Origin of the sequence: Aliamphritea spongicola (genome assembly GCF_017051665.1) — a bacterium.
GTDB lineage: Bacteria > Pseudomonadota > Gammaproteobacteria > Pseudomonadales > Balneatricaceae > Amphritea > Amphritea spongicola.
Window position 1 is genome coordinate 22791 of sequence record NZ_JAFIDL010000004.1, and the last position, 17832, is coordinate 40622.

General features: G+C 51.9%; 19 protein-coding genes, 1 other RNA gene and 1 riboswitch. Of the genes, 9 read left to right on the plus strand and 11 right to left on the minus strand.

Features of this window, described 5'->3' with window-relative positions; genetic code table 11:
• Nucleotides 1-183: 183 nt before the first annotated feature.
• Nucleotides 184-3009, minus strand: a complete 2826-nt coding sequence (locus JYB63_RS13555) for an EAL domain-containing protein (protein ID WP_205658431.1) — start codon at nucleotides 3007-3009, stop codon at nucleotides 184-186.
• 131 nt (nucleotides 3010-3140) lie between these two features.
• On the opposite strand from JYB63_RS13555, the gene JYB63_RS13560 reads away from it, so the two are divergent.
• On the plus strand, nucleotides 3141-4103 hold the full coding sequence (locus JYB63_RS13560; protein ID WP_205658432.1) for an ABC transporter substrate-binding protein: 963 nt from the start codon (nucleotides 3141-3143) through the stop codon (nucleotides 4101-4103).
• 136 nt (nucleotides 4104-4239) lie between these two features.
• Here JYB63_RS13560 and JYB63_RS13565 read toward each other — a convergent pair whose 3' ends face one another.
• Nucleotides 4240-4629 carry a helix-turn-helix domain-containing protein gene (locus JYB63_RS13565; protein ID WP_205658433.1) on the minus strand — a complete coding sequence of 130 codons (390 nt, stop codon included), beginning with the start codon at nucleotides 4627-4629 and terminating at the stop codon, nucleotides 4240-4242.
• Nucleotides 4630-4819: 190 nt separating this feature from the next.
• Here JYB63_RS13565 and JYB63_RS13570 point away from each other — a divergent pair, with 190 nt between their 5' ends.
• Nucleotides 4820-5233, plus strand: coding sequence for a universal stress protein (locus tag JYB63_RS13570; protein WP_205658434.1), 414 nt, complete (start codon nucleotides 4820-4822; stop codon nucleotides 5231-5233).
• 54 nt (nucleotides 5234-5287) lie between these two features.
• On the opposite strand, the gene JYB63_RS13575 is transcribed toward JYB63_RS13570, so the two are convergent.
• Both JYB63_RS13575 and ffs read right to left on the minus strand, forming a co-directional pair.
• Nucleotides 5288-5923 (minus strand): response regulator transcription factor, encoded by a 636-nt coding sequence (locus tag JYB63_RS13575; RefSeq protein WP_205658435.1) that lies wholly within the window; start codon nucleotides 5921-5923, stop codon nucleotides 5288-5290.
• A gap of 283 nt (nucleotides 5924-6206) precedes the next feature.
• Nucleotides 6207-6304: signal recognition particle sRNA small type (gene ffs / locus JYB63_RS13580), an RNA gene on the minus strand.
• A gap of 244 nt (nucleotides 6305-6548) precedes the next feature.
• On the opposite strand from ffs, the gene JYB63_RS13585 reads away from it, so the two are divergent.
• Nucleotides 6549-7061 carry a retropepsin-like aspartic protease family protein gene (locus JYB63_RS13585; RefSeq protein WP_205658436.1) on the plus strand — a complete coding sequence of 171 codons (513 nt, stop codon included), beginning with the start codon at nucleotides 6549-6551 and terminating at the stop codon, nucleotides 7059-7061.
• A gap of 26 nt (nucleotides 7062-7087) precedes the next feature.
• Nucleotides 7088-7510, plus strand: a complete 423-nt coding sequence (locus tag JYB63_RS13590) for a hypothetical protein (RefSeq protein WP_205658437.1) — start codon at nucleotides 7088-7090, stop codon at nucleotides 7508-7510.
• An 86-nt stretch (nucleotides 7511-7596) separates the two neighbouring features.
• Here JYB63_RS13590 and JYB63_RS13595 read toward each other — a convergent pair whose 3' ends face one another.
• A complete protein-coding gene (locus JYB63_RS13595; RefSeq protein ID WP_205658438.1) occupies nucleotides 7597-7962 on the minus strand; it encodes a nuclear transport factor 2 family protein in 366 nt (121 codons plus the stop codon).
• Nucleotides 7959-8432: a VOC family protein gene (locus JYB63_RS13600; protein ID WP_205658439.1), complete on the minus strand. Its 474-nt coding sequence runs from the start codon at nucleotides 8430-8432 to the stop codon at nucleotides 7959-7961. Before JYB63_RS13600 ends, JYB63_RS13595 begins: the two co-directional genes overlap by 4 nt.
• Before the next feature lie 140 nt (nucleotides 8433-8572).
• On the opposite strand from JYB63_RS13600, the gene JYB63_RS13605 reads away from it, so the two are divergent.
• Nucleotides 8573-9502, plus strand: coding sequence for a LysR family transcriptional regulator (locus tag JYB63_RS13605; RefSeq protein WP_205658440.1), 930 nt, complete (start codon nucleotides 8573-8575; stop codon nucleotides 9500-9502).
• Nucleotides 9503-9529: 27 nt separating this feature from the next.
• On the opposite strand, the gene JYB63_RS13610 is transcribed toward JYB63_RS13605, so the two are convergent.
• Nucleotides 9530-10399 carry a LysR substrate-binding domain-containing protein gene (locus JYB63_RS13610; protein WP_205658441.1) on the minus strand — a complete coding sequence of 290 codons (870 nt, stop codon included), beginning with the start codon at nucleotides 10397-10399 and terminating at the stop codon, nucleotides 9530-9532.
• Nucleotides 10400-10499: 100 nt separating this feature from the next.
• On the opposite strand from JYB63_RS13610, the gene JYB63_RS13615 reads away from it, so the two are divergent.
• Nucleotides 10500-11630 (plus strand): S-(hydroxymethyl)glutathione dehydrogenase/class III alcohol dehydrogenase, encoded by a 1131-nt coding sequence (locus tag JYB63_RS13615; RefSeq protein WP_207758377.1) that lies wholly within the window; start codon nucleotides 10500-10502, stop codon nucleotides 11628-11630.
• A gap of 154 nt (nucleotides 11631-11784) precedes the next feature.
• Nucleotides 11785-11894, plus strand: a riboswitch (SAM-I-IV-variant riboswitch).
• 40 nt (nucleotides 11895-11934) lie between these two features.
• The gene (locus tag JYB63_RS13620) at nucleotides 11935-12258 is read left to right on the plus strand and encodes a hypothetical protein (protein WP_205658442.1); all 324 of its coding nucleotides are present in this window, start codon (nucleotides 11935-11937) and stop codon (nucleotides 12256-12258) included.
• A 69-nt stretch (nucleotides 12259-12327) separates the two neighbouring features.
• On the opposite strand, the gene JYB63_RS13625 is transcribed toward JYB63_RS13620, so the two are convergent.
• The 3 genes from JYB63_RS13625 to JYB63_RS13635 all read right to left on the minus strand — a co-directional run bounded on the left by JYB63_RS13625 (nucleotide 12328) and on the right by JYB63_RS13635 (nucleotide 14300).
• The gene (locus JYB63_RS13625) at nucleotides 12328-12810 is read right to left on the minus strand and encodes an FKBP-type peptidyl-prolyl cis-trans isomerase (protein ID WP_205658443.1); all 483 of its coding nucleotides are present in this window, start codon (nucleotides 12808-12810) and stop codon (nucleotides 12328-12330) included.
• Between the two features lie 69 nt (nucleotides 12811-12879).
• Complete coding sequence (locus JYB63_RS13630) at nucleotides 12880-13353, minus strand: GreA/GreB family elongation factor (protein ID WP_205658444.1); 474 nt, start codon at nucleotides 13351-13353, stop codon at nucleotides 12880-12882.
• Entirely contained in the window at nucleotides 13350-14300 is a 951-nt protein-coding gene (locus tag JYB63_RS13635; protein ID WP_205658445.1) for a GGDEF domain-containing response regulator, read from the minus strand. The genes JYB63_RS13630 and JYB63_RS13635 overlap by 4 nt, the downstream gene beginning before the upstream one ends.
• A 248-nt stretch (nucleotides 14301-14548) precedes the next feature.
• On the opposite strand from JYB63_RS13635, the gene trhO reads away from it, so the two are divergent.
• Nucleotides 14549-15538 (plus strand): oxygen-dependent tRNA uridine(34) hydroxylase TrhO, encoded by a 990-nt coding sequence (gene trhO, locus JYB63_RS13640; RefSeq protein WP_205658446.1) that lies wholly within the window; start codon nucleotides 14549-14551, stop codon nucleotides 15536-15538.
• Nucleotides 15539-15585: 47 nt separating this feature from the next.
• On the opposite strand, the gene JYB63_RS13645 is transcribed toward trhO, so the two are convergent.
• Nucleotides 15586-16461, minus strand: coding sequence for a LysR family transcriptional regulator (locus JYB63_RS13645; protein ID WP_205658447.1), 876 nt, complete (start codon nucleotides 16459-16461; stop codon nucleotides 15586-15588).
• 183 nt (nucleotides 16462-16644) lie between these two features.
• Between JYB63_RS13645 and JYB63_RS13650 the strand changes: the two genes are divergently transcribed.
• On the plus strand, nucleotides 16645-17418 hold the full coding sequence (locus tag JYB63_RS13650) for a ferredoxin--NADP reductase (RefSeq protein WP_205658448.1): 774 nt from the start codon (nucleotides 16645-16647) through the stop codon (nucleotides 17416-17418).
• Nucleotides 17419-17832: the final 414 nt, after the last annotated feature.

The following is a 17832-nucleotide window of genomic DNA, read 5'->3' on the forward strand; positions in this document are numbered from 1 at the left end:
CCGGCAAAACTGATACAGTAAACCGCTAAACAGGCCGTTCATTTTACAGCCAGTTTCAGAAAAACCTATGGTCCAGAAGTGGGATACGGGATTCAGATTGCCCCCGCAACTGTCAGGACAACCATAACTGATTGAATCAGATTAGCATTCAATTCTATCAGGCTACCCAGCCTGCCGGCCCGTTTACCGGTAAAACTCAGAGGCTTTCAAAGCCTGAATATCCAGGGGCCTTGAGATAATGAAGCCCTGCACCAGATGACAGCCCAGCTCATCCCGGATAAAGGCCAGTTGCGCTTCAGACTCCGCGCCTTCTGCCAGCAAGGTCAGCTCCATACCACTGGCCAGACCGGCAATGGCTTTAACAATGTACACATCATCGGAGTTATCGGGCAGCCCCTGCACAAACTGCTGATCAATTTTCAGCGTATCGATCGGCAACTGCTTCAGATAGGTCAACGACGAATAACCGGTACCGAAATCATCAATGGCAATACTGACACCCAGGTCTCTTAATTCCTGAAGATGTTCACGGGCCGAATTATAGTTATCCAGAATGACATTCTCAGTGATCTCAACCACCAGCCGTGATGCTTCAAGCTGATACTGCTGCAGGTTGTTCCGGATAATCTCCGTCAGATTATGACGTTTAAACTGGTGCGGAGAGATATTCACCGACACCTTACTGATTTTAGAACCGTCCTGAATAAAGTCAGCCAGATCGGCACAGGCCTGCTGAATCACCCAGTTGCCAATGTCATCGATCAGGCCACACTGCTCAGCAACCGGAATGAATACCGCAGGAGATAACTTACGCAGCGACGGATGCTGACAACGGATCAGGGCTTCCACGGCCACCGAACCATCCTTCAGATTCACCTGTGGCTGATAATGCAGGGTAAATGCCTTACTGTGCACAGCTTCACGCAAGGATGACTCAAGTACCTGTTGCTGCTCAATTGCCCGGTTCATTTCAGGCTGGAAAAAGCGGAAGGTATTTTTGCCACTTTCTTTCGCGTAATACATGGCATGATCCGCACTGATCAGCAGCTCTTCAGCACTGCTGCCATCCCGCGGGTAAATGCTGATACCCACACTGCCGGAAATATGAATAATGTTCTTAAATATTTCGAAAGGCGTACTGAGCTGCTCCCGGATGCGGTTAACAACCTTGGGCAGGTTAACAATTTCATCCTCAGGGCTGAGATTCGGAATCAAAATGGTAAATTCATCGCCCCCCATGCGAGCCAGCGAATCTTCATCACGGATACACAGCTTCATTCGCTGGCTGGCTTCTTTCAGCAGCAAGTCACCAATGTTGTGGCCAAAGGTATCATTGGCCGCTTTGAAACCGTCCAGATCCACATACAGAATCGCCACATGCTTCTCTTCCCGAGCCGCCTCAGCCAGCGCCTGGGTAAGCCGGTCCTGAAACAGGTTCCGATTAGGGATGTTCGTCAGCGGATCAAAATATGCCAGATGCTCAATCTTACGTGCAGCGTTGATCCGCTCCGTCACATCATTCTGAACCCCTACCAGATGGGTGGCCTGACCGTTGTTATCCGTAATGACAGAGAGGGTAAATTCATTCCAGAAGGTTGAGCCGTCTTTACGGACATTCTGAATAACCACGGTACAGGGCGTCCGGGTTTCGATGGCATGTCTGATTTTATTCAGGCTCAGGGCATCGCCTTCCCCTGATCCGAAAATACGCGGGTTTTGCCCAATCAGCTCAGCCTGTGTATAGCCTGTCAGATCAGTCACTGCCGGGTTCACATAAATGATCGGATAGTCCGGCCCGTCATAGGCACAGATAACAATGCCGCTTTTAACCGACTCAACCGCCCTGTACAGCTGGGTTAACTGCAGCTCCCGCTCTTTCTTTTCAGTAATATCAAAACAGAGTGCCCCGACCCATTCGATCTCATCAGAACTACTGAAAACCGGAAACAGGGTCGCTTCATAGTGGCGGTTTTTATCTCCAAAGCTCAGTTGCTCTTCGTAGCGGATCGTCCGCCGGGACGCTAACACCCTGGCCTGCAACGTCTGCTGACGTTCCATCACATCCTGTCGTTCAGAAGCGTCCAGCTCAGCTGACAGGTACGACTGTTTGTAAGCTTCATTCCTGATCAGGTTTGTGCCATCAATCCGGTTAAGGGCAAACCCCACCGGTAAATGATTAACAACAGTTTTCAGCAGCTTATCCCGGGAATTAATGGCATCCAGCATTTCATTGATCGATTCGCCAAGCACCCCGATTTCATCGTCCGTCAGTTGACGGGTACGGGCCTCGCTAACGCCGCTTTTCTGCTCACGAATCGTCCGGCCAATCAGGTTCAGCGGTTTCAGAATGACGTGATACACCGTAACCGTGGACAGCACCAGCATCAGCACAATGGCTGCAGTAATGGCCAGCATGTCGTTAATCAGATCTTTATAGGCCAGCGCTTCAACTTCTGCCCAGTTGAAACGCAGGTACAGAATGCCTTCATAATCCCCGGCGAGCAGCGTGTAGGCGTTAGAAACCGCCACACCTTCCGGCAATGAAAGCGACGTGGTATCCATAACCGGATAACGGCTGTCTGAATTAAATTGCTTCAGGGGTGCAACCACAATCACATCGCCATTGCCCTGAATAAACTCACCAAACAGGTGCTGCTCGGCGCTGTCATCCAGAAAATTCAGCATATCAGTGGTGTGCTGATCCGGTTCTGCATCAGGATGGGTGCTTGATGCCCAGATAATCGTAGGGTTAAGGGTGGCCAGGGTAATGCCATAAACCCCGGACGTCTGCAGGGTAATTTCTTCCAGCGCCAGGCGCAGGTCCTGATACCGGGGATTAATCGCAGATGCCGCTCTGATGGTCGTGATCATCAGCTCTGCCCGCTTATATAACTGGGCACGTAAGTCAGGCAGCAGCCCAAGGTGCGTGGTTATTGCAGCACACAGGATCAGCACGATTGCGCCAAAGGAAATAGGCAGCACAAACTTGCGCTGCAGAGACGTCCCCACTGACCATTACCCCCCGGTAATCAGATATGAGATAGCTTAAAAAACGCGTAGAATACCCTGCCGGGGTATTCACCCGCTACTCTTTTCGTGATGCCGCCCCGCCAGATCCGTATTTATCAGAGAAAGTAACCATGTTAAGAATCGCCAGACTGCTCATCCTCTCGGTTTGTATGACGGTGTTATGTGTTCAAGCCACCCCGGAAAAGAACACCATTCGGGTCGCGCTAAATGATCTGCCGGGGGTCGACATGCTGCCAACACTGATCGCCATCGAGCGTAGTAAAGAACAGGGGGTGGATATTAAAGTCAGCTACATGCTCTCAGAAGGCATGGCACTGCGCAGCATTGTTAATCAGCATGCGGATGTGGGCATGGGAACCCCCTATCAGAAAATCCAGCAGGAACAGGCCCCGATCCGAATGTTCTACCAACTGAGCATGCTGCGGTTCCATCCGGTCATCGACACCCGTTATTACAACAGTTGGCACGAGCTGGACGGCGTGGAAATGTATTCCCACGGCAAAGGTTCCGGCACCGAAGCGCTGGTGAATATGATGGCCAACAAGCATGGCATCACCTACAGCAAAATGATTTACCTGCCAGGCTCAGGGGTACGTGCCAGAGCCATGATCAACGGCCGTATTCATGCCACCGTCGTTGATACCGAGCGCAAGAACAAACTGTTGTCGATGCCGGACTCACCGTTTAAGGCGTTGCCCATTCCGCCGATTAACGCATCTGACGAAGCACTTTACGCCCATGAAGCTTTTCTCCGCTCCCATCAGAATGAACTGACGATCCTGACGGCAGAACTGCTAAATGTATGGCAGACGATGATCCGTGAGCCGGAATTCGTACTGGAACAGCGTAATAAATATGCCCTGCTGCCTGATCTGGAAGAAAGCCAGATCCGCCGGTATATGCAGGAAATGGTTGCCGAAAAAACCTTCCCAATTGACGGCGGTAACAGTAATGCATTTGACGCCGACCTGGCATTTTACGGCGCCAGCGGCACTATCACCGAACCGGAACAGCAGCAGTTAAATCAGTACTGGGACTTTTCGCTGCTCCGGCCACTGCTGGAACAACACTGATTCACAACATACAGGTGAAACACCACAAAGGAATATCCCACACCCGGTGCAAACCTGTATCACTGGAGACCGTTCATAAAAAAAGCAGCCATAATGGCTGCTTTTTTTATGCGCGCTTATTTAACAGGAAGGGTCGTCAGTTATCCTGAAAACTCTGGTAACTCTCCAGGCGACCGCCCAGGACTTCTAACTCATCAGCAATCATCATCGCCTGCTCTCGCAAACTGGCAATGCTCTCTTTTATTCGCAGCAACTCTGTTGCATCTCCGGAATGGCTCACCGGCTCTTCACCCTGCCCTACCAGTAGCCAGGTCGGCGCAACATTCAGAATGCCCGCCAGCATCGCCAGACGGCTGGAGCGTGGCTCCGACCGGTCGGATTCCCAGGCTTTCAAAGTGGTGGTGTTGACGCCCAGACGGCGGGCTAGCTGTGAACGAGTGATATTCTGTGATTCCCTGGCACGCACTAAGCGACCTCCCAGAGTGGCAGACATAGACTCATGATTTGATTCTTCGATAAAAGCCACTGAACAGTTCCTTATGTAATTAACGGATCTTTACCATACGGAGATAACCGGCAAGTAGCTATCATCCTTTTGACCCGTGTCATCTAACCTGCCTGTAACACGCCACCTCACCGAGAGCCGGTTTCCTTCATTGCTATACTCAGACTATCCAATACAGGAACGCCTGACACCCACAAAGGAGGAAGGCACTATGTTTCATAAAATACTCATCCCCCTGGACTTAAGTGACTCAGAGGCACAAACAAAGGCGCTTTCAGTCGCCACAGAAATGGCCCGGACTCATAATGCGGAATTACATGCAGTGAGTATCGGCAGTAACCTCCCTGATCCGGCAGCCCGGACTGAAAGCGAACGCACCGCCACCCTGAACGCTCTGGTCTCAGACCTGCGAACACAACACAATATCGATGCGACCGCCCATGAAATTCACTCTGTCGACCCCGGTGCTGAAATGGATTCACTGCTGATGCAGTTCATTGAAGAGTGCCAGATTGATCTGGTGGTTATGTCGTCCCACGAACCGGGCCTGATGGAATACATCTTCCCTGCTCACGGCAGCTACATTGCCAGCCACGCTAAAATTTCCGTTTTCGTGGTCCGTTAATTTCAACCGTTCCCGCCCGGCAGTAACCACTGCTGGCCGGGCGCATATCCTTCCCTACAGAATCCCCATCTGCTTGGCTTCAGCAACGCAGCCGGTACGGTTATCCACGTCAAAAATGTGCATCAGCCTGGAGACATGAAATTTAACCGTACTTTGTGTAATGCCCAGTGATGCACTGATATCGTGATTGCTGTATCCGTTCGCCAGCAGCACCAACACCTCTTTCTGGCGCTCAGAAAGCTGTTCGTCAACCGCCTGATAAACAGGCAGTGCAATGCTTCGGTACTGCTGCAACGCCAGGCTGACTGGCCCCGGTAAATACATCCGCCCCTGCCTCACCGCCTGTAAACAGTCCGCCAGACAGCTTTTCGCGGTCCGTTTTTCCAGATACGCAGCAGCCCCTGATTCCATCACACAATGCACTCTTTCAGGATTCACATATTCCGCCATCACCACAACCGGCGCACTGTGTTTCAGCATTTCAATCATCGCCGGTGCATCGGCACCGTTAGCCGCCTTAAAATCCGGATCCAGAATAATCAGATCAACTGGCTTTATCTGTAGAAACGCCCTTACCTTTGATAAGTCAGACAGACACTCCACCTGCACACAGCCCAACATTTGCGACAACGATAACGTCAGCCCATCCACAAAAAACGAATGATCATCAAGGATTAACACCGAATTCATACCTGATACAGCCCCCACTGCAGTTGAAAACAGCCCATCAAAAACGTGACCGTATCAGGGAAAACTTAAGAAACTCTTAAATCACAAAACATGGGGACAATACTGAAAAGAAAACCGGCAGTATGAAAAAACCGAACAGACGGACGCATGAGTACTCTTCTTTGCCTGTAAGGCCTGCTTATCTGAAGAGTCTGCTCCCGCCTTTCTTCCAGACGCAATGAAACACCATCAAAATCACATGGTCAGAAATAAAACAGAACAGAAAAAAAGAGATTGGGGGCGACCCCGCCAGCCAACATCCCGGCACATGAATCCATCGCTGTGGCTGCTCCCTTCCGGGCCTGACCAGATTCACGACTTATCATTGCGGGAGGACCAACAGGACCGCCATAACAGACCGATTTTACCCGCAGTCACCGGGTAAATGGCCACCTCGAATGAGGTACGGCGCGCAGTATAACAGCCTTCGTTCAGGATGCAACTGCCGCTTGTCATATCCCGGTATTTTTCCTTAACCATCGGGATAACCGGAAGCCGCACCTTTAACTATCAAACAGTTGCGGGTACGGCGGGCTATAGTAAGATAAAAGCTAACAAAGTGTTGTAAACACCCAACGGAATGCCCATGAGTGATCAGGATGGCCCGCGCAAAGGGCTGGCGAAATCGTTTTTTTACCTCAGCTGGATCTGCCTGCTCGGGGTGCTGTATCTGGTATTCGGCAATGTACTTGAGTCCCGGTACAACCCGAATAAAGATCTGAACAGCCGGCAGCAGGCAGGCGAACCTGTGGTACTGACCCGCAATAAGCAGGGGCATTACATTGCGCCCGGGCTGATCAACCAGCAGCCGGTGATTTTTTTACTGGATACCGGTGCCACCAATGTCAGCGTTCCGGCATCCGTGGCTGAAAAAATCGGTTTACAGGGGCAGGCCTGGGGCAAGGTACAAACGGCGAACGGCACCATTGATATACAGGTAACTACTCTGGACTCCATCAGCCTGGGCAGTATTACCCAGACCGGCGTGCGGGCGAATATTAACCCCTATATGGATGATAACACTGTGCTGCTGGGGATGAGCTTCCTCAGGCACCTGGAGTTAACCCAACGGGGCAACACGCTGACGCTGAAGCCTTAACAGTAAGACATTAAGCAGGAATAACGATGCAGGCACAGAAGTTTAAAATCTATCAGATGACGGCCATTTTCAGCATGCTGTTTGCCCTTCTGGGTTTCAGCTATAACGTCTGGCGAATGGAAGTCACAGAAGAGAACAGCAATATCCGCACCGCCTGCTTCGAGATCTTGCTGGAGCTTTCCAATCTGGAACAGCAGATTTACGCACTGCATTACGATAAAGATCAGGTAGCCGGTAATCCCCGTAAGGGCTGGGTTAAGGTAGGGCTGATTGCCGATCTGAGTACCCTGACCAAAGACAGCGTCATAGAAGAAGCCCAGGAACTGAAAGCTGTCTGGTCAAACAAGTGGGATAAAATTGAATACGACCAGAGCGCAACCAACAACATGGTGACGCAAATTGAAGCGGTACGGAGTGAAATTAAGCTGGTGCTCAGTACGCTTGAATAGCTCATCTGAAAAGCACACCTTAACAACCCCATCCTGCATACTGCTACGCCGGATAAACATCCGGCGCACATCCCTGAAATACCCGGTCACAGACCGGAAATATCCGCATACACCCGGTAGTCGTCAATCACTCCCTCCTGCCAGCGCAGAACCGTAGCAAACCGGGCAGAGTGATGAGTTTTATCTAACCTCACATAATCTACCTTCCCATGGCAAATGGTGTGGTTCGCTTCCTGCCAGATGTTATCCAGCGTATGAGACATGGATTCTATACTGCTGAAAAATCCCCGGTTCGCCTCCAGGACCGCGCCAAGGCCTTCAACCGCCGGGAAATTACCCAGCTGAAAGTACACCGCCTCCCCCAGTACCTGTGCCAAAAAATCCACATCTTTGCGGTCTACCGCCTGATATAACGCTTGTGTCAGCGACACTGTATCGGTACTTGTTTTCATGCCGGCTCCCCCGCTAATGAACGTACATTGAATTTAAAATCACCACTTTCTCCGCCGTACAAATTGCGCTCTTCCGGCCGGTCACTGCGGTACTCCAGAAACTCAAACTGAAACCCCGCCGGATCGGTGTAATACACTGTTTTGCGGTACGGATGATCCATGCCGAGAATGTCGATGGCATAGCCTTGCTGCCATAACCGTTCGGTCAGGCCGGCCAGGTCATCCACCACAAAGCCCAGATGGGCAAGCCCGGGCTGAATGCCGCCGATATCCCGGTTCTCACCTTCGGCGCTGTCATTCAGAGTGATGTAATAGTCGTCATTACCCACATGTACCCAGCGTCTCACGGTATCTCCCCAGCGCCCTTTTCCGCTGCCCCGCAACTGCCATTCTGGAAAGGCTGTCAGCAGGAAATCCAGCGTGGGCTGTATCTCCTTTACCACGAGATTGGCGTGTTCAAATCGCACCATTGTCTGACTCCTCTGAAGCTTTCAACAAAGCAGTTAAATACGTAAAACCACTTTAACCAGCAGCAAATTGACAAACAATATAGGTAAAAATAGACTCTTAGTTGACTAAAACTCAACAATATAAGTAACGGGCTCCGATCATGGAAAACTTCAATGCAATCCCTGTTTTCGTGGCGGTGGCACAACAGGGCGGTTTTTCAGCCGCCGCCCGGGAACTGAATATATCCAAGTCGGCGGTCAGCAAACGCATCACCCAGCTGGAACAGCAGTTAGGAGTCAGGCTGATCCACCGCACTACCCGTAAACTCAGCCTGACTGAAGCCGGTGAACGGTATTATGAATACTCACTGCAGGCGACCCGTGCAGCCCAGCAGGCGGAAGATGCTGTGGGAGAGTTACAGGGGGAGCCCCGTGGGCTGCTGCGGATCAACGCGCCGATGTCCTTCGGCCGTCTGCACATCGCCCCGCTGATAGCCGAATTTCTGCAACGCTACCCGCTGATACAGATGGATCTGGTACTGGACGACAATACCCTGAACATCATCGAACAGGGTTTTGATCTGGCCATCAGGGCCACCCGGCTGCCCGACTCAACCCTGATCGCCCGCAAGCTGGCCCCGTTGCGCAGCGTGATTTGCGCCGCGCCGGAATATCCGTTTCGTACTGCGCTCACTTCTCCCGCCTGTCTGGCGGATGAAAACTGCCTGCTATACAGCTATTCCGACGACGCCAGCCACTGGGAATTTATGCCGCAACCTGAAACCGGGGAAGCAGCCCTGCACGTAAAGGTCAGCGGGAACTACCGGGTGAATAACAGCGAAGCCTTACTGGAAGCGATTTTGGCGGGGGCGGGTATTGGCCGGCTACCATCATTTGCAGCCGCGGAATATATCCGTCAGGGTAAACTCATCCGGCTATTCCCGGAGTACAGCATGCCGGTTAAAACCATGTATGCAGTGTATCCGGAGCGGCACTATATGCCCGCCAAGGTACGGGCGTTTCTGGAATTCGCCAGCGAGAAACTGGGGAAGGATACGCCACACTGGGATGCCGGGTTATTCAGATGCTAACCAGCATCTGAATTTCAGTACTGACCTTCAGCCGAGCTGTTCACTCAGAAAGTCCACCAGCACCCGAACCTTGGGCGACAGATGACGGTTATGCGGATACAGGGCCCAGATCCCTTCTTCCGCTGGCCGATAAGGCACCAGCAATTCAGTCAGTAACCCTTTGGCAAGGTAATCCTGTACGTAGTAATCCGGCAGTTGCACTACTCCCAAACCTTTCAGCGCTGCATCCAGTAAGACCTGACCACTGTTACAGTGCAGCGGCCCGGTCACCCGAACGTTTTTCTCGACGCCCTGCTCAGCAAAACGCCAATACCCCAGATTGCCCTGCAGGCAGTTTTGCACTGCCAGATCTTCCGGAGTTTCAGGCACCCCGTGCTCCGCCAGATATTCTTCAGAGGCACAGACATGCAGAGTACGGGTTGCCAGCCGTCTGGCCATCATACTGGAGTCTTCCAGTTGCCCCAGGCGAATCGCCAGATCAAACCCAGCCTCTACTAAATCCACTTTCTGATTAGTCAGCCGGCAATGCACTTCCAGCTCTGGATAACGCAGCATAAAGTCATTCAGCAACGGGCTTATACGGGTTTCACCGTAAGTGGTCGGTGCGGTGATCTTCAGCTTGCCACGGGGTGTACTCTGCAACTGACTTAACGCCCGCTCCGCCTCCTCAAGGCCATCCAGAACCTGCCGGCAATGCTGGTAGTACACTTCACCGGCTTCCGTTAACGAGACTTTACGGGTGGTCCGGTAAAACAGTTTGGTTGCCAGCCGTGTTTCCAGCGCAGTGACCTGCCGGCTCACCTGCGCCGTCGATATACCAAGCTGCGCGGCTGCCGGTGTAAACCCTCCCTGCTCCGCGACTGCCACAAATTCAGAGACCCCTTCCCAGTTACCCATTATTACCAACCAGTAAAAGTTATTTGATAAAAACGCAGATTATCACCCAAACAGAAACAATTAAAATAGCCGCATTCATTAATCAGCAAGAGACAGCTTAATGTCAGATACCATGATCAAATCCAAAGCCGCCATTGCCTGGGGGCCAGGCCAACCTTTAAGCATCGAAGAAATCGATGTTATGCCTCCCAAGGCCGGTGAGGTACTGGTCAAAGTTATTGCCAGCGGAGTATGCCATACCGACGCTTTCACCCTTTCCGGAGATGACCCGGAAGGCATTTTCCCGGTAGTACTCGGTCACGAAGGTGGCGGCATTGTTGAAGCCATAGGCGAAGGCGTTACCAGCGTAGCAGTCGGGGATCATGTTATTCCGCTGTACACACCTGAATGCGGCGAATGTAAGTACTGTCTGTCGGGTAAAACGAACCTGTGCCAGAAGATTCGCGAAACCCAGGGTAAGGGCCTGATGCCTGACGGTACGACCCGTTTCTATAAAGATGGCCAGCCGATTTATCACTACATGGGTTGCTCGACCTTTTCGGAATACACGGTGTTGCCGGAAATTTCCCTGGCAAAGGTGAATCCGGAAGCACCGCTGGAAGAAATCTGTCTGCTCGGCTGCGGTGTCACGACCGGTATGGGCGCGGTGATCAACACCGCCAAAGTTGAAGAAGGCGCCACAGTGGCAATATTTGGTTTGGGAGGCATTGGCCTGTCGGCCATTATCGGCGCCACCATGGCCGGTGCCAGTCGCATCATCGCCATTGACATCAACACCTCAAAGTTTGAGCTGGCAACAAAGCTGGGCGCAACCGACTGCATCAACCCGCAGGAGCATGATAAGCCGATTCAGGATCTCATCGTTGAGATGACCGACGGTGGCGTCGATTACTCATTCGAATGTATCGGCAATACCCAGGTGATGCGTTCCGCGCTGGAATGCTGCCACAAAGGCTGGGGCGAATCGGTGATTATCGGCGTTGCCGGTGCCGGTCAGGAAATATCCACCCGTCCTTTCCAGCTGGTTACCGGCCGGGTATGGCGTGGTTCTGCCTTTGGCGGGGTCAAGGGTCGCTCGGAACTGCCGGATTACGTGGAGCGTTATCTGCAGGGTGAATTCCGGCTGGATGATTTCATCACCCACACCATGAGGCTGGAATCCATCAATGAGGCTTTCGACCTGATGCATCAGGGCAAAAGTATTCGCAGCGTGATTCATTTCGACGCTTAAACTGCAGCAGACTCTCCTGCAGCACTGATAACTGCTCCGGTATTTTTCCGGAGCAGAATTTCACCGGCCGCCTCTTCAACAATACAGGCCCGGAATATTCTCCGCACAACCGTTGCAACTGTTCAGAAAATATCCTAAATTAACCGCCATTAAATCGTTACATCAAGAGAAGGGCTGACGTCCTCGCCAACCTGCCAACCTGGGCAAGGTGGTAACCCGGAAATTCCGGGCGATGTGGTCTTACCGACAAAGAATCAGGTACTACCCCGCACACGTCAGTTCTCATGAAAATGGGAGCAGATCCATGTTTGAAGCACACGTTTATTCAACTGAACCACCCCGGCTTGCTGCAGAGCACAGCCTGCAACCCTGTGAACCTGTTCTTTGCTGGCATCCGGCGCAACAGTGTAATCTGGCAGTCTGGTTTACCCCCGGCAAGCGTAATGGCCGGCAGGTCAGTTTTGTTTACTTTGAATACCGCCGCGGGGATAACAGCCACGCATCAGTACAAACGGAAATAACCGGTACGCCGGACTTCAGCCGTTTACAGTTACTGACGGCTGATCAGCACATTACCGATCTGGACGCCCGCCGCACTGACGAATGGCACCGGCAACGGGCCCTCTGATCCGCAGCTAAATCCACCAGAAACAAAAACAGCGCCATCAGGCGCTGTTTTTACATCAGAGTCAGCAGATCAGTGCTGGTGACCGCCGACACCGTGGGCGTGGCCGTGGGCAACTTCTTCTTCGGTCGCGTCACGCACATCCATGATTTCCACATCAAAGGTCAGGGTCTTGCCTGCCAGTGGGTGGTTGTTATCGACAGTTACCTTAGACATCCCCACCTTAACAACGGAGACCTGACGCAGGCCTTTATCTGTCTGAACGGTAGCAACCATACCCGGCTTCCAGTTCTTTTTGCCCTGCAGGTGCTTCTTCTGAATAACCTGTTCGCAGTTAGGCAGGAACGCACCGTAAGCGTCTTCCGGTGCCAGAGTCACTGAAAAGACATCGCCGGTTTCACGGTCGTTCATTGCCGCTTCCAGACCTTTGATCATATTGTCATGGCCATGCAGGTATAACATCGGGTTACCTTTACGGCTGGTTTCCTGCACGCTGTCGTCGGCAGCGGATAGGTTGTAATGAAACTGAACAACCTTATCTTTGGTGATTTTCATGTTTGTTCCTAAATTCTGAACTATGTGTCTGGCGGCATTATACGCTGGCTTGGCAGTAATAATCAGCCTTTATTGCACATCGGTAATTTCAAATTCAGTGGCGGCAATCATCACGCAGTCCCCCACATATTTTCCCACCAGCTGCGCCCCCAACGGCGCTTCCGGCGTCAGCACAGTAACTGTCATGCCGGCATAGGAAAGTTTCTTACCACCCGCAGCGGGGCCAAGCAGTAGCATCCGTTGTTCACCGGACTCCAGCGCTTCAAGAACAATGAGGCAACCGGACACCACCGGATCATCTTCATAGAACTCTGTATCCGGTACTGCACGCCAGGCGGCGATTTCCTGCTGTATTTCGGCAACCCGGCGGGATTGCCCTTCCGCCAGATAAGAGGCTTCCAGCCCCAGGGTGTCATACTGATTTTCGGCAACGCTCTCTTCATGGGTGGCCGCCTGATGGGCTTCATTCGCGGCCTGCTGACAAACGGCCAGATCCGCTTCCAGCTGTTCAATCACAGCGGCTATTAATGCCTGTTTACTCATAATTCTGCATCCGTCGCCAATTGCTCAATATCTTCAAAGCAGCAGATCTGATTACGGCCATTGGATTTGGCTTTATACAGGCTGCGGTCTGCCTGACTGAGCAGTTTCTGCGCGGTACTTGCCCCATCACGGGTTGTGCTGATTCCGATGCTGGCGGTGATATAAGGCGCGACATGTGAATGCTGATGCTCAATTCGCTCCTGAGCCAATTTAAGCAGGATACTCTGAGCGAGCTTTTCCGCCGCACGCAAAGTCGTATTGGGCAGGACGATGACAAACTCTTCACCGCCGTAGCGAGCCAGCAAATCACTCTCGTTGCGTAAACAGGTTTTGAATAACTCCGCCACCTGACGCAGACAGCGGTCCCCCTGCGGGTGGCCGTAGTTGTCGTTATAGGTTTTAAAGTCATCGATATCCAGAAACAGCAAACACAGTTCCTGATCATTCCGTCGGTGTAGCCGCCAACTGTGCATCAGAGACTCATCAAAACCGCGACGGTTAATCACATTGGTCAGCGCATCGATCTGAGTCAGCCGGTTCAGCTGTAAATTGGTTTCATCCAGCGCAGCCTTCATGTTGGAAATCCGTGCCATGGCATGCACTTTCGCCAGCAAGACCACCGGATTAACCGGCTTGACCAGATAGTCATCCCCGCCGGCATCAATGGCTGCCGCCAGATAATCCGGATCGTCTTTTATCGTCAGGAAAATAATCGGAATCCATTGTTCATCTTTCAGATTCCGGCGAATCTGGCGGGTAAGCTGCAGGCCATCTACTCCCGGTAACTGAATGTCCATCAGAATCAGGTCAACCACCGAGCGTTTGATATGCGCTTTAGCTTCCCGCGCATCTTTGGCAAGCAGTGGTTGTGGATAACCGGCGTTAACGACAATGCTTGTTACCATGTCCCGCACCAGCGCGGAATCATCTACTACTAATATCTGCATCCGGAGGCCCGTTCCATGTAAGTAGCCCGTAGAAAGGGCTTATGGTACCAAGGTATAGCATTCACGCCAAAACATGATTGCCGGCAACACAAATGAATCAGGCACCGCCTGCCGGTTACCGGGCTTTTCTGCAGGGCTGTTTTTGATTAAAATGCCGCCCCTGCCATGTTGGCAGCCCGCATCAGCACTGATGCCCGATATACATAATGAATGCTCCGGATTTACGCTCCGGTTCGCAGAGGAAAATCATGTCACAAATCGTTGTATGTGCGCTCTATAAGTTCGTCACCCTGGAAGATTATCAGGAAATCCGTGAACCGCTTCGCCAGCTGCTGGAAAGCAACGGCATCCGCGGTACTCTGCTGCTGGCCAAAGAAGGCATTAACGGCACCGTTGCCGGTACCCGTGAAGGTATCGATGCCCTGCTGGCCTGGCTGAAGAATGATCCCCGTCTGGCGGATACCGTCTACAAAGAATCTTTCGATGACAGTAACCCGTTCTACCGCACCAAGGTTAAGTTGAAAAAAGAAATCGTAACCATGGGCGTTGAAGGCATCGACCCTAAACAGGTAGTGGGTACTTACGTTAAACCGAAAGACTGGAACGCACTGATCTCCGACCCGGATGTCATTCTGGTAGATACCCGTAACGACTACGAAGTACAGGTCGGCACCTTTGAAGGCGCCATCAACCCGGAAACCGATACTTTCCGTGAATTCCCTCAGTATGTGAAAGACAATCTGGACCCGGAAAAGAACAAGAAAGTTGCCATGTTCTGCACCGGCGGCATCCGCTGTGAAAAGTCTACCGCGTATCTGAAAGAACAGGGCTTCGATGAGGTTTACCACCTGGAAGGCGGCATCCTGAAGTACCTTGAAGAGGTACCTGAAGAAGAAACCATGTGGCAGGGTGAATGTTTCGTATTCGACAACCGTATCACCGTTAACCACCAGCTGGAAAAAGGCATTTACGATCAGTGCCACGCCTGCCGCCTGCCGATCACTGAAGAAGATAAGCAGAGCGATAAGTACATGCAGGGTGTCAGCTGTCACCAGTGCTACGACAAACAGGACCCGGCTCAGCGTCAGCGTTTCATCGAACGGCAGAAGCAGATGCAGCTGGCAGAAACCCGCGGTGAAGCCCACCTGGGTGCCGATGCGGTAGAAACCATCGCCCAGCGCCGTGAACAGAAAGAGCAACTGCGTAAAGAACAGCAGGCCCGTAACGCCCAGGCATAACGGCTCTGACTATGAAAAAACCGGCCAGATGGCCGGTTTTTTTTATTTCAGCGCCGGCACAACTGCATCCAGTGCTCAATGCCCGCACTGATGTATTTATGCCGGTGCAGCATCAGATACAGCCGCCGGTTCAGATCCCGCCCAGCGACCTGTAAGGGCACCAGCCTGCCCTGAGCAAAATCTTCCAGCAAGGCAATCCGGGACAGACACCCCAGCCCCAGCCCGGCCGCCACCGCCCCTTTAATCGCTTCGATGTGTTCCAGCTCCAGCATCACTTTCAGCTCTGGCAGTAAACCGTGCATGGCCCGGTCAAAGGTTTGCCGGGTGCCGGACCCTTGCTCCCGTAAAATCCACTGGGCCTGAAGCAGATCTGTATCACTGAGACGTATCTTCTGCGCCAGCGGGTTATCCGCCGCACAGAACACCACCAGCTCATCATTCTGCCAGGGCAAAATCTCCAGCTCCGGGTGCTGCACCTCCCCTTCGATCAGGCCGATATCAATGTCAAAATTCACCAGGCGTTTGGTAATGGTGGTGGTGTTGGCCACCTGCAAATCCAGCCGGGCCTGTGGGTGTTCTGCCATATACTGCGCCATTAATCCCACCGCCAGATAATTCCCGATGGTCAGGGTTGCACCGATACGTAATTCCCCAACAGCCTGATGCTGCTCCATTTCCTGCTGTAAAGATTTAGCCCGTTCCAGCAGCGCTTCAACCCTTGGCCGCAGGGAACGGCCCAGTTCATTAATCTGCAAACGCTTGCCAACCCGGTCAAACAGCTGCATATCAAACTGCTGCTCAAGGTCCCGCAATGCGCCGCTTACCGCCGACTGGGACATCGCCAGATTCTGGGCAGCCTTGGTAATGTTGTCGAAATGAGCAACCGCCAAAAACACTTCCAGTTGTCTTAAGGTATATTTCATATTCGGTTTTACCGATATAAGTTTTCTGAATTATCGTCTTTACCAATATCATAGACAGGCCTATTATCGATAACAAGAAATAAGGAATACGATTTTTATAACTTTAAATTATAGATAATTCTCTCCGGTCATGAGCACACAAACACTCCGCCCCGGCGAAAACATCTTATATAGGAATCAGCAATGGCAAATATAGCAACCGAAGAAGTCCTCAGCGTCCATCACTGGAACGATACTTTATTCAGTTTCACCACCAGCCGGGATCCGGGTTTTCGTTTCAAGAACGGTCATTTCGTTATGATCGGTCTGGAACATGAAGGCCGTCCGCTGATGCGTGCTTACAGCATTGCCAGCGCTAACCACGAAGATCGTCTGGAATTTTTCAGCATTAAAGTGCAGGACGGCCCGCTGACATCCAAACTGCAGAACATCAATGTAGGTGATCAGATTCTGGTAAGCCGCAAGCCTACCGGCACCCTGATCAACGACAACCTGCTGCCGGGCAAGCGCTTGTTCCTGATCAGCACCGGTACTGGTCTGGCACCTTTCATGAGCATCATTAAAGATCCGGAAATCTACGATGCTTATGATCAGGTGATTCTGACCCACGGCGTGCGCTATCTGTCAGAATTGGCCTATACCGATGTGATCGAAAACCAGTTACCGAACGATGAGTTCCTTGGCGAAATGGTGTCAGACAAGTTGCTGTACTACCCGACCGTTACCCGGGAAAAATTCCGCAATAACGGCCGCCTGACTGACTTAATGGTCACCGGTAAACTGACCAAAGATCTGGACCTGCCGGATCTGAACCCGGAACACGACCGTTTCATGCTGTGCGGCAGCCCGAGCATGCTCAAGGATACCTGCAAGATTCTTGAGAACATGGGCTTCCACGAAGCCCGTCAGGGCGAGCAGGGCCACTATGTCATTGAACGGGCATTTGTTGAACGCTAATCCCTGTTAAAAGGCCGGCTCTCCCCGACCGGCTTTACCGACTTGTTGAAAGCAGAGATCTCTCTCCTGCGTTGGCAGCTCAGCCTCTGAGCTGCCTTTTTTATACCCTTCATTCGAACAGACTTTTCATTTTCTGAACAAACCGTTCAAAAAGAAATTACACCCCATACAGTATTTTTTTACGTGCCAGACTTAGCTGCAAAACTCCCCTGTAAAAACTGAAATTATGACGCTCAGATAGAACAAAGCAGCGTAATTGTTCAAGCGGCTGCCGGAGACAATCCCCAATACTAGAGCTCATCACACAGCAGCAGTCTGTCGCTTGCGGTCAAATACAATGCGTATTCTGACGAAACCGTACTGATCGCTCTGTAATACTGCCAGCAGATCTGCTGTTTCCGTTTTCAGAAACAA

Excerpts from the sequence above, each read along its gene's own strand:
- JYB63_RS13560 (WP_205658432.1), top strand. The coding sequence starts at position 3,141 with ATGTTAAGAATCGCCAGACTGCTCATCCTCTCGGTTTGTATGACGGTG.
- JYB63_RS13570 (WP_205658434.1), top strand. The coding sequence starts at position 4,820 with ATGTTTCATAAAATACTCATCCCCCTGGACTTAAGTGACTCAGAGGCA.
- JYB63_RS13575 (WP_205658435.1), bottom strand. The coding sequence starts at position 5,923 with ATGAATTCGGTGTTAATCCTTGATGATCATTCGTTTTTTGTGGATGGG.
- JYB63_RS13585 (WP_205658436.1), top strand. The coding sequence starts at position 6,549 with ATGAGTGATCAGGATGGCCCGCGCAAAGGGCTGGCGAAATCGTTTTTT.
- JYB63_RS13590 (WP_205658437.1), top strand. The coding sequence starts at position 7,088 with ATGCAGGCACAGAAGTTTAAAATCTATCAGATGACGGCCATTTTCAGC.
- JYB63_RS13595 (WP_205658438.1), bottom strand. The coding sequence starts at position 7,962 with ATGAAAACAAGTACCGATACAGTGTCGCTGACACAAGCGTTATATCAG.
- JYB63_RS13600 (WP_205658439.1), bottom strand. The coding sequence starts at position 8,432 with ATGGTGCGATTTGAACACGCCAATCTCGTGGTAAAGGAGATACAGCCC.
- JYB63_RS13605 (WP_205658440.1), top strand. The coding sequence starts at position 8,573 with ATGGAAAACTTCAATGCAATCCCTGTTTTCGTGGCGGTGGCACAACAG.
- JYB63_RS13610 (WP_205658441.1), bottom strand. The coding sequence starts at position 10,399 with ATGGGTAACTGGGAAGGGGTCTCTGAATTTGTGGCAGTCGCGGAGCAG.
- JYB63_RS13615 (WP_207758377.1), top strand. The coding sequence starts at position 10,500 with ATGTCAGATACCATGATCAAATCCAAAGCCGCCATTGCCTGGGGGCCA.
- JYB63_RS13620 (WP_205658442.1), top strand. The coding sequence starts at position 11,935 with ATGTTTGAAGCACACGTTTATTCAACTGAACCACCCCGGCTTGCTGCA.
- JYB63_RS13625 (WP_205658443.1), bottom strand. The coding sequence starts at position 12,810 with ATGAAAATCACCAAAGATAAGGTTGTTCAGTTTCATTACAACCTATCC.
- JYB63_RS13630 (WP_205658444.1), bottom strand. The coding sequence starts at position 13,353 with ATGAGTAAACAGGCATTAATAGCCGCTGTGATTGAACAGCTGGAAGCG.
- JYB63_RS13635 (WP_205658445.1), bottom strand. The coding sequence starts at position 14,300 with ATGCAGATATTAGTAGTAGATGATTCCGCGCTGGTGCGGGACATGGTA.
- trhO (WP_205658446.1), top strand. The coding sequence starts at position 14,549 with ATGTCACAAATCGTTGTATGTGCGCTCTATAAGTTCGTCACCCTGGAA.
- JYB63_RS13645 (WP_205658447.1), bottom strand. The coding sequence starts at position 16,461 with ATGAAATATACCTTAAGACAACTGGAAGTGTTTTTGGCGGTTGCTCAT.
- JYB63_RS13650 (WP_205658448.1), top strand. The coding sequence starts at position 16,645 with ATGGCAAATATAGCAACCGAAGAAGTCCTCAGCGTCCATCACTGGAAC.